We start from the raw sequence: 3,885 nt of genomic DNA, 5'->3' as shown, positions 1-3,885 counted from the left end.
GCTATTTTGTGGGTATATCTGCCCAAGTATTCTATCACATATTTTGGACTTCTAAAAGGCTCTTTGGCATAAACCATCCATTTTTTATGGAAGACTTCATGGTATATTTTTTGAGGGATTTTTAAGTCACTTTTTCTAAGTTCTGCTATATATTTTGCTCGAAACACCTGGCTCATGGATTTTACATTGAAGAGGTATTTGCCCTTGTTCTTGGCCGTTTTCCATTGTCCCGATTTGCTCAAGCCACCGCCTGGGACAATGCAGTGCAAGTGCGGGTGCAAACTCATATTTTGAGCCCAGGTATGCAGCACGGCAATCATGCCCATACTTTTGGCTTTGCAATTGATGGAAAAACTCTGCTCCAATTTGTTCTGGAAAGGGTACTGAAGCCTGCTACTTCCTCAAAAGGGCGCTCAGCAATGGTCTTACTTTTTTTTAAACATGATTATAGATTTAAAATTTAGCTACAAATTAATAAATCTATTATATTTACAAAAGAAACTTCCGCTATAAGATCCTGAGAGGGGCTTCCGATCGGTAGGGAGGATTCGTTCAACACGGTATAGAACCCAAGACCCATAAAAGAATCAACAAGAACACTCCAAAGAACATTGACCTGAACCTAAAATCCTACCAAATGTTTGAAGGCACCGACCTGCTTGCCATTGAGGGCATGAGCTATTCAACCGTTCTGGCATTGATGAGCGAAGTGGGGATTGATGGCATCAAAAAATTCTCTACGGCCAAGCATTTTGCATCATGGCTGAGATTGGCTCCGAACAACAAGGTCAGCGGCGGCAAAGTACTGTCAAGCAGGGTACCAAAAAGCAGCAACCGCCTCAAAATAGCACTGCGCAATGCCGCCAATGCCATTGGGAACCTAAAGGGGTCCACCCCGCTCAGGGATTTTTTCCACAAGATCAATTTCAGAAAAGGAAGGGTATCGGCCATCAGTGCGACCGCGCGAAAACTAGCAGTGATCATCTGGAACATGGTGGTAAAGGGCACACCTTATATCAATCCGGAAGGCTATCTCTTTTTGGACCAAAAGAGAAAACTCGGTTTGGTTAAGAGAATTAAAAAACAAATCGATAAATTCGTTTTGACCAATGAAGATCTCGGAATCACAAGTAGCTGATTTATTGAGTATTATAAAAACATTAGTCAGTATTTGAGAGAAATTTTGAGATTATACCAAATTTTGGTATATTTGAATTAAATTAGTTTCAAAATGAACAAAAACACATCAATATCACTCGGAAATTATTTTGATCAATTCGTTCAAAGCAGCATTAGCGCTGGAAGATTTAAAAACGTCAGCGAAGTTATTCGTGCAGGATTAAGACTTCTGGAAGAAGAAGAAAGCAAAGTGATTGCTTTGAAAAATGCAATTCAAGAAGGAATTGACAGCGGAATTGCTCACGATTTTGACCCAAAAAAACATCTTGAATCACTAAAAGCGAAAAAACACTCGAATGTCTGAATATAAACTGACAAACAAAGCTGTTGCTGATTTATCAAAAATTTGGGAATATACATTTGAGGTTTGGTCAGAAAAACAAGCCGACAAATATTATGATGAATTAATTTCAAATTGTGAGGAAATAGCTAAAAATCCAGATTTAGGAAAAAACTACGAGGGAATTTCAAAACAACTTCTCGGAATTCAAGCAAACCGACATATAATATTTTATCGAACATTAAGTAAAGATTATGTTGAAATAACAAGAATCTTACACGAAAGAATGGATTTAAGAAAAAGAATAGCTGAATAAAAACTGCGTAGAGTCGAGTAGACGGGTGACGACTTAAAAGTCGTCACTGCGCCTCTCACACCACCGTATCCTTCGACTTTGCTCAGGACAGGCCAAGGGATCTCGTATACGGCGGTTCACCAAATTGAAGTCTGCGTATTATTAATGTAATCTAACAAAGGTTTATACCCTTTTCGTTTAAGTCTAGAAACTGTAATAGTAGTCTTTAAAATAGGGCTTTACTCAAGATTATATTTAAAATTTGGATTTCGTGATGTGCTTCGCAGTTGAGCGACTGCCCAGCCTCCCTTTCTTGTTCTACTCCAAGCATAGGCTTGCCCTGCTTCTATACCTAATCGAATGAGGTTTTTACGTTTCCTTTCCAGCTTTTCCAATCGTGCCAAATGCAATAGCGCAACCGATTTCTTAGCCAAGTATCTAGCTTTTTAAGTTTAGTGTAACTTTGGGTCAGCCAATGATGTGCTTGCTCACCCAAGTAAATATGCCTCATATACGGTTCCTGCTTGGTCTGTCCTGAGCGTAGACGAAGGGTCAGTACCGAGTTTTGTAGTCCTGCTTCCTTCATCCATATCTCACGACAAACGAGCTTGCGACTTACTAATGCTTCAGAACGTTACTCCTGCGCATAACGGACTTGCACCCTCTAGATTAATTATTTACCTTTCCGTAAATAAAAGATGCCCATGCTGGGCACACACACTACACATGTGTTAATATCGCTGAGGCCATACTACACATATGCATTCGTTACCAACAAGCAAAAGGAACGACAGCGCAACGAATATTATAGATATTCAATGCACAATAAGCAACGTTTAATTTTGTTTTGCGACGAATAAATGCTATTTTCGTTGTAAATATAGCATTGAATGAAAGTTTTTATACATCAAAAAGACAATTGGCCTGAATTTACTTGGAGAAGTAACGACTTCATGAATTTGCTGAGTGAGGCAAGAAATTTGCAAGGCAGACTTCTTGGAAAAATGGGAACATTGGGTTTCGAATTAAGAAATGAGGCTTTACTCGATACGTTGACACTTGACGTTATAAAATCATCAGAGATTGAAGGAGAGATTCTCAATCCTGACCAAGTTCGTTCATCAATTGCACGTAGATTAGGAATAGAAATAGCAGGCGCGGTTGAATCCGATAGAAATGTAGAAGGAGTTGTTGAAATGATGCTTGATGCAACACAAAAATGCTTTGACCCATTAACAATTGATAGACTTTTTGATTGGCATGCCGCTCTATTTCCAACTGGAAGAAGTGGAATGTATAAGATTACCGTTGCAGATTGGAGAAAAGATATCACAGGGCCTATGCAAGTTGTATCAGGAGCAATGGGAAAAGAGAAAGTACATTTTCAGGCACCTGACTCTGACTTTGTGGAAAAAGAAATGACCCAATTTATAGATTGGTTCAACAAAAGTAAAATTGACTTAGTAATAAAAGCTGCAATTGCACATTTGTGGTTTGTGACGATACATCCTTTTGAAGATGGAAATGGTAGAATAACAAGGGCATTAACTGATATGCTTCTTGCCCAGTCTGATAAAAGTAACCAACGCTTTTATAGTATGTCCGCTCAGATTCGATTAGAAAGAAAAGGATATTATGATATATTGGAGAAAACACAAAAAGGTGATTTAGACATAACTGCTTGGATTATTTGGTTTTTAAATTGCTTGATTAATGCTTTAAAATCGACAGACTCTGTTTTGATAAGAGTTCTATTTAAAGCAAATTTTTGGCAAAAATATATTGACATAGCAATAAATGACCGACAAAGGAAATTGTTAAATAAGATGATAAATGGATTTGATGGAAAACTAACATCTTCAAAATGGGCGAAGATTGCAAAATGTTCTAAAGATTCTGCTGTTCGAGACATAAACGACCTAATTGATAAAGGAATCTTACAAAAAGAAGCTGCAGGAGGAAGAAGTACAAATTATGAACTGATAGGAATGCCAGCAGGTAGTCGAGTAGGCAAAGGGGAATTTCATCCCTAAACCTCTCACAGAACCGTACGTGAACCTCTCGATTCATACGGCTCTTGTTATACAGTCGATAAAGTCTAAATAGATTAGACCAGTTTGTATCCCAATTC

The 3,885-nt window shown here is 38.2% G+C and carries 5 protein-coding genes and 1 pseudogene; 4 read left to right on the top strand and 2 right to left on the bottom strand.

Translation table 11 applies throughout. The annotated features are described in order from the left end of the window. Window positions 1-326, bottom strand: a pseudogene (locus ACFFU9_RS10810) (IS91 family transposase); the annotation flags it as partial. Between the two features lie 311 nt (window positions 327-637). Between ACFFU9_RS10810 and ACFFU9_RS10805 the strand changes: the two are divergent. From ACFFU9_RS10805 to ACFFU9_RS10795, 3 genes are all read left to right on the top strand, one after another. Continuing rightward, window positions 638-1,138 carry a transposase gene (locus ACFFU9_RS10805; RefSeq protein ID WP_379861452.1) on the top strand — a complete coding sequence of 167 codons (501 nt, stop codon included), beginning with the start codon at window positions 638-640 and terminating at the stop codon, window positions 1,136-1,138. Between the two features lie 93 nt (window positions 1,139-1,231). After that, a complete protein-coding gene (locus ACFFU9_RS10800) occupies window positions 1,232-1,483 on the top strand; it encodes a type II toxin-antitoxin system ParD family antitoxin (protein WP_379861451.1) in 252 nt (83 codons plus the stop codon). Continuing rightward, entirely contained in the window at window positions 1,476-1,775 is a 300-nt protein-coding gene (locus tag ACFFU9_RS10795) for a type II toxin-antitoxin system RelE/ParE family toxin (RefSeq protein ID WP_379861450.1), read from the top strand. The genes ACFFU9_RS10800 and ACFFU9_RS10795 overlap by 8 nt, the downstream gene beginning before the upstream one ends. A 218-nt stretch (window positions 1,776-1,993) precedes the next feature. Here ACFFU9_RS10795 and ACFFU9_RS16235 read toward each other — a convergent pair whose 3' ends face one another. Beyond that, on the bottom strand, window positions 1,994-2,188 hold the full coding sequence (locus ACFFU9_RS16235; protein ID WP_446685831.1) for a hypothetical protein: 195 nt from the start codon (window positions 2,186-2,188) through the stop codon (window positions 1,994-1,996). 456 nt (window positions 2,189-2,644) lie between these two features. Here ACFFU9_RS16235 and ACFFU9_RS10785 point away from each other — a divergent pair, with 456 nt between their 5' ends. Beyond that, a complete protein-coding gene (locus ACFFU9_RS10785) occupies window positions 2,645-3,787 on the top strand; it encodes a Fic family protein (protein ID WP_379861449.1) in 1,143 nt (380 codons plus the stop codon). Window positions 3,788-3,885 lie beyond the last annotated feature (98 nt).

This window comes from Mariniflexile ostreae (assembly GCF_042427585.1).
Classification (GTDB): domain Bacteria; phylum Bacteroidota; class Bacteroidia; order Flavobacteriales; family Flavobacteriaceae; genus Pseudalgibacter; species Pseudalgibacter ostreae.
The sequence above is the reverse complement of the archived record's forward strand: the minus strand, read 5'-3'. Positions and strand labels throughout refer to the sequence as shown.